The 6,064-nt window shown below is 41.3% G+C and carries 8 protein-coding genes; 2 read left to right on the top strand and 6 right to left on the bottom strand.

The features are described 5' to 3' along the window. From ACESM0_RS10895 to rplM, 6 genes are all read right to left on the bottom strand, one after another. Positions 1 to 188, bottom strand: a 188-nt coding sequence (locus ACESM0_RS10895) for a ribosome recycling factor (RefSeq protein WP_372906241.1), incomplete at its 3' end; no start/stop codon positions are given. Positions 189 to 285: 97 nt separating this feature from the next. Then, positions 286 to 1,008: a UMP kinase gene (gene pyrH / locus ACESM0_RS10890; protein ID WP_372906240.1), complete on the bottom strand. Its 723-nt coding sequence runs from the start codon at positions 1,006 to 1,008 to the stop codon at positions 286 to 288. 74 nt (positions 1,009 to 1,082) lie between these two features. Continuing rightward, on the bottom strand, positions 1,083 to 1,913 hold the full coding sequence (tsf, locus tag ACESM0_RS10885; protein ID WP_372906239.1) for a translation elongation factor Ts: 831 nt from the start codon (positions 1,911 to 1,913) through the stop codon (positions 1,083 to 1,085). A gap of 27 nt (positions 1,914 to 1,940) precedes the next feature. After that, positions 1,941 to 2,960, bottom strand: coding sequence for a 30S ribosomal protein S2 (rpsB, locus tag ACESM0_RS10880; RefSeq protein ID WP_372906238.1), 1,020 nt, complete (start codon positions 2,958 to 2,960; stop codon positions 1,941 to 1,943). 245 nt (positions 2,961 to 3,205) lie between these two features. Then, a complete protein-coding gene (gene rpsI / locus ACESM0_RS10875; RefSeq protein WP_372906237.1) occupies positions 3,206 to 3,592 on the bottom strand; it encodes a 30S ribosomal protein S9 in 387 nt (128 codons plus the stop codon). A gap of 9 nt (positions 3,593 to 3,601) precedes the next feature. Beyond that, positions 3,602 to 4,045, bottom strand: coding sequence for a 50S ribosomal protein L13 (gene rplM, locus ACESM0_RS10870; RefSeq protein ID WP_372906236.1), 444 nt, complete (start codon positions 4,043 to 4,045; stop codon positions 3,602 to 3,604). Between the two features lie 203 nt (positions 4,046 to 4,248). On the opposite strand from rplM, the gene ACESM0_RS10865 reads away from it, so the two are divergent. Beyond that, complete coding sequence (locus ACESM0_RS10865; RefSeq protein WP_372906235.1) at positions 4,249 to 5,124, top strand: hypothetical protein; 876 nt, start codon at positions 4,249 to 4,251, stop codon at positions 5,122 to 5,124. Positions 5,125 to 5,169: 45 nt separating this feature from the next. After that, complete coding sequence (locus ACESM0_RS10860; RefSeq protein ID WP_372906234.1) at positions 5,170 to 6,009, top strand: hypothetical protein; 840 nt, start codon at positions 5,170 to 5,172, stop codon at positions 6,007 to 6,009. Positions 6,010 to 6,064 lie beyond the last annotated feature (55 nt).

The raw sequence follows: 6,064 nt of genomic DNA, 5'->3' as shown, positions 1-6,064 counted from the left end.
GCTGCTACGGATGCGAGCTGGTTGAGCGGGGTTTGTGATCCGTAGTAGTTGACTTTAATTCCATCAAGCAGGGAAGTGGTGGCTTTTCCGGCACGGATATGCGACAGCTCTTTTTTACAAAAACCGGCGGCCTCTTTCATTTTATCTTCGGCGTCTTCGATAATTAACTGAATTTCTTCTGGTATCATAGCAGTCTGTACGAGTTAAATGAAAAGGTTTGCTGAGTTAACGTATCTGAATCAACTTCAGCAGCTTTATAAACAGAGATTGAATTTAATAAAATGGTTAATCATCCCAAACAACCGTTGTGCCAACTGCTTCTTCAGAGCAGACAACTCTTTTGAGATTTCCTTTTTCATTCATGTTAAAAACAATGATTGGAGTCTCGTTGTCGCGACAGAGAGTGAATGCTGTAAGATCCATTACATCGAGTCTTCGGCGCAGAATTTCGTCACCGGTAATAGTGTTGAACTTAACGGCTCCACTGTTCTTTTCCGGATCAGAGTCGTAAATACCGTCAACGCGGGTTCCTTTTAAAATTACATTCGCTTCAATTTCGATGGCGCGCAGAGAGGCTGCAGTATCTGTTGTGAAGTATGGATTTCCTGTACCGGCGCCAAAAATCACAACCCGGCCTTTTTCCAGGTGACGAATAGCTCTTCGGCGAATGTATGGTTCGGCAATCTCTTCCATGCGAATGGCGCTCATTAGTCTGGTGTGAACACCTTTGCGCTCCAGAGCATCCTGAAAAGCCATACTGTTGATCATGGTTGCAAGCATTCCCATGTAATCTCCTTGCACGCGATCCATGCCTTCTGTAGCTCCTTTTACACCGCGAAAAATATTTCCTCCGCCAATCACTACAGAAACTTCTACCCCTTCAGCCTGTACTGCTAATACTTCATCTGCATACTGAGTTAGGATATCTGCATCAATTCCGTGTCCCTGTTCTCCTAAAAGTGCTTCGCCGCTTAATTTGAGCAGTATTCTCTTATATTGATTTGCCACTGGTCATTTATTTAGAAGTTCATTGATATAAAAAAGGCCACCATTTGAAGGTAGCCTTTTTTGAAGATAAATATTTAAGCTTCGCCAAGCTGCATTCGATAGAATGACTTGACGAGTGGAGCATCGTTTTGCTCCAGATACTCTTTAACGGTTATGCCGTTATCTTTAACAAATTTCTGTTCATGCAGAACACGTTCTTCGTAGAATCTTCGAAGTTTACCTTTAGACGCTTTTTCAGCAATCTCTTCAGGCTTCCCTTCATTGATTAACTGCTCTTTCGCAATTTCCAGCTCTTTTTCTACGACAGAAGCATCTACGCCATCACGAGTAGCGGCCAGAGGATTCATCGCGGCAATCTGCATGGCAACATCTTTGCCTACATTATCGTCAGTAAGCTTGCCGTCAAACTCTACGAGAACTCCAAGTTGATTGCCTGGGTGAATGTAGTCTACGAGTGTTCCTTCAGTTGTTAATAGAACTACGCGGGCAATCTCAATTTTCTCACCAATTTTGCCAACCATCTCTTCAAGATGTTTTTCGGCAGTGAGCCCGTCAATTTCAACACTCATCAGGTCTTCAGAGCTGCTGATATCATTTTCGTACGCAGCTTCTAGAAACTTATTTGCCTGGTTCTGGAAATCTTCGTTTCTAGCTACAAAGTCAGTTTCGCAATTGATTTCGATAGCTGTAGCTTTTTTATGATCATCGCTGATTTTAGTCAGGATCAATCCTTCGTTTGCTTCTCTTTCAGATCGTTTTTCAGAAACTTGCTGACCTTTTTTACGGAGAATTTCAATCGCTTTATCCATATCGCCATCAGCTTCGTTCAGGGCTTTTTTACAGTCCATCATGCCCGCTCCGGTAGCGTCGCGAAGTTTTTTTACATCTTTTGCACTAATGCTCATGAGTTTAGAAAAATTTTCAGTTCGGGTTTACTCTTTATCAGAATCAGATTCTTTTTCTTCTTCCTTCTTATCGTCTTTTTTAGCTTTGGCGCTATCATCATCTTTTTTTGTGCTCTCATCTGTTTCACTTTTGGCACTTTCATCAGATTTTCCTTTAGCGCCCTCGTCTGCTTGACCTTCGGAACTTTTTTCTGGTTGATCATTGCTATCAGAATCTGAAGCTTTCCGGCGTCTTTTTCTTCGCTTCGTTGATTTACCGGCTTTTACTTCTTTCTTCTCCTCTTTGTCTGAGTCTGAGCCGGTATCTTTTTTAGCTTCAGCCGCAGCTTCTTCCATCAGCTCTTCTTCTTTGATCGCTTCTCTTTCAGCATTTCCTTCAATAATAGCATCAGCAATTTGAGCTGTTACCAATTGAATGGTACGTGCAGAGTCGTCATTTGAAGGGATGATGTGATCAGGAATATCAGGATCACTGTTTGTATCAACCATAGAAATGATCGGGATATTCAACTTCACGGCTTCATTAATCGCGATATGCTCTTTAATAGTATCCACGACAAAGATGGCGCCAGGAATACGTGTCATATTCGCAATACCGCCCAGTGTGAGCTCAAGTTTTTCAAGCTCTCTTTCGAGCATCAAACCCTCTTTCTTGGTCAGCTCATCAACTGTACCGTCTTTTTTCATTTTTTCGATCTCTTCCATGCGAGAGATACTCTTGCGAACGGTGCTGAAGTTGGTGAGCATTCCGCCTAACCATCTGTGTGTTACAAAAGGCATTCCACTACGGATTGCTTCTGTTTTAACAATCTCCTGAGCCTGCTTTTTGGTGCCTACAAAGAGAATAGTCTTACCGGCACGAGCAAGTTTGGTTACCTCATCAAGAGCTTCCTGGAGATATTTCTGAGATTTCTTAAGATCGATGATGTGAATGCCGTTTCTCTGCATAAAGATGAATTCTTTCATCTTTGGATTCCAACGGCGAGTCAGGTGACCAAAATGCGCACCTGATTTTAATAGTTCTTCTACGTTTGCTGCTTTAGGCATGTTTGTTTCGTCTTTTTTTGAGTTAGTCCTCTACGCAGGTCATTCCCAAGGCGCTAATTCCGTCCCGATTGATCGGCACTGAACACTCGGCGAAGGGTCACTACGTATGTGTATTTCAGACTAATGGCACTTTGCCTTAGCCTGATTGAGAAAGTTTAAAATAATTATTTACAGAATATGTCAGACTTGATATATGTAGAAAAAAATAAATTAGTTCTGCAGTTTATAGTCTGAACACGGTAATCTTAACGTTTGGAGAACTGGAATTTCTTACGAGCTTTTGGCTGGCCGTATTTCTTGCGTTCTACCATTCGATCGTCTCGTGTAAGGAGTCCGTGCTCTTTTAATACGTCATGAAAGCCTTCATTCAGATCGTCAATTGCACGTGCCAATGCGAGAGAAATTGCACCTGCATGGCCTGTAACTCCGCCGCCGCTTACTGTTACTTTGATGTCATATTTGCCATCAAGTTCAGTAACATCCAGTGGAAGACGAGCAATGTTTACTCGGGCCTTTGTATTCAGGTGTTCCTCGAGAGGTTTTCCGTTAACGATGAATTCACCGCTACCATCTTTAATATATAAACGAGCTGTGGACGTTTTACGACGTCCGATGTAATTTTCTTGTGCCATTATGAGAATTTAGATCTCTAAAATTTCCGGTTGTTGTGCAGTATGTGGATGAACTGATCCAGCATATACCCGCAGATTTTTTAAGATCTGTCGGCTAAGCTTATTTTTAGGCAGCATTCCTTTCACAGCAATTGTGATCAGGGATGTCGGATCTTTTTTCTGCATATCGAGAGCAGAAGTATGTGTTTCAGAGCCGATAAAGCCTGTGTGCCTGAAATATTTTTTATTGGTCAGTTTCTTGCCGGTCAGTTTGACCTTTTCTGCATTAATGACGATCACGTTGTCGCCGATATCTGCATGAGGTGTAAATTCCGGTTTGTTTTTTCCACGTAAAATAGTTGCAACACGCGAAGCGATTCGCCCCAGCGGCTGGTCTTCTGCATCAATGATTACCCACTTCTTATCTACAGTGGATGAGTTTGCGTTGTATGTTTTATTACTGATCGTATTCACGATATTCTCTTTGTTTTTCTTGCAAAATTGGAAAGTTGAAAAAGATAAAGGGATTTATTGTGTATTGCAATAGTGAATCCACTCAAAAAATCCGTTTGAGGTTCATTATAACTGTCTGCACCCATTAAATTCAAATAGTAGCATTATTGAGTAGTATCAACTATCCTAATTACGTTATACCAGGATAAATATGTTTGCATTCAATGTTAAGTCAAACATTTAAACACCGCGAAATGGGTACAAGGTCTGGTTCTCTGTTTGTGTTATGCCTGTCACTTTTGTTACTGGCGAATGGCTGCGAACAAACATTTGAACCTCTGCAGAAAAACGACGAGTTGATATTCTCCATGTATGGTGTTGTTGATGTACATGGGGAATTTAGCGTTGTACGTGTAATGCCCATCGGAGAGAGATTAATCAACACCGATCCTGAATCCGATAACTCACAGGTTTTTCTGATTCACAATTCTACCGGAGATCGAATTACGTATCAGGATTCACTATACAAATTCGGTGGTGATACGTACGTCTGGAACTATTTTTCGAGTGTAAATCTCATCGCAAATGATAGTTATCGCTTTGAGGCTGAAGATACGCAGGGCAGGTCCAGTTACGCCCAAATTAATTTACCATCAGAATTACCTCTTCCAACTATCGAAGAGTACAGTACCGGTTTTGAGTCCGGTATTTTCATTGGGCAAAGTTTAGATCCGATTGTATCGGTAAAGACACGATATTTTGTGCAGCCGGTCAATGAAATTGGATGTGATCCGGAGATGGAGGTTGTTATCTCGCATTTAGATCAGTTGATAACGTACGCTGACGGCCGCTATCGATTGGAGGTAAATAACCGATCTGAAATATCCACGGCTTTGGGTCCGTCTGTTGAAAATTATATAATAAACAGAAGAGAGTTACTGATAGTCTCATCCGGCGATGACTGGCCGGAGTTATCAGATTTGATAGATCTTGAAATCACTTTACCTGATGTAATCAATAACGTTGAAGGTGGAGTAGGATACGTTGCGGGAGTAGCGGGCCGGATTATTCAAATTACACCACCACAAGAGCCATGTTAGCAAATAGCATTAAGTAGAATAGACAGTAATATGAAAGAATTGAATATGTCAAAATTCATTCATTTCATTTTTTTGATTTGTACACTGACATTTTTGGGATGTGAGAACTCTTTTGAACCACTGCAAATTAATGAAGAGCTGACTTTTTCAATGAATGGAGTTCTGGACGTACATGCCGATACCCAATGGGTCAGGGTTATGCCGATTGGCCGGTCATTGATTCCTGCAGAACCGGTTGATCATGGTACAGATGTAGAATTTTCTATACAATCTACAGGAGAAGTTTTTGCACTTGAAGACTCTCTATACAAATTTGGTGGTGATACATATGTGTGGAATTATTGGCTTACAGAGAGTTTGAATGGTAATGAATCATACGAAATTGTTGCAGAATCTCCTGAAGGAGATCAAAGCCGTGTAGTTTTGAGTACACCTTCATCACTTCCGGAGCCGGAGGTAGTATATGCAGAAGATTTTGAAAGCATTTCGGTATCCGGTATCGCTTTGGATACAATTGTTGTGGCAGAAACAAGATATCTGGCTCAAGCTTTGACGGAAGTAGGTTGTACTCCTGAAAGAGAGATCGTTATTTCTCACCTGAAAGAAATGATTGTTACTTCAGGGGATGAGTACTCCATCAATTCTGAAAATCTTGAAGAAATTGCAACAGAATTGGGAGTGTTCGCAGATCAAATCAGAATCAATCATAGAGAATTTGTTGTCGTTACAGCCGGACCGGATTGGCCGGATGATGTTGGCCTGAGTGAACTTGAGAAGAATCTTCCTGAAGTTGATTCAAATGTGGAAGGCGGAACCGGATTAGTGGCGGGAATAGCCAGGCGAAAAATCGAAATTTCTGAACGGAGACCGCCTTGTGAGAATTAATTCTAAGTTTTGAAAACTTAATCATGATCTGAGAAATTGCTTAAAAAAGCTGAGT

It is taken from the genome of Rhodohalobacter sp. (assembly GCF_041686455.1).
GTDB lineage: Bacteria > Bacteroidota > Rhodothermia > Balneolales > Balneolaceae > Rhodohalobacter.
Note: the sequence above shows the minus strand (reverse complement) of the source record. Positions and strands in the feature narration are given on the sequence as shown.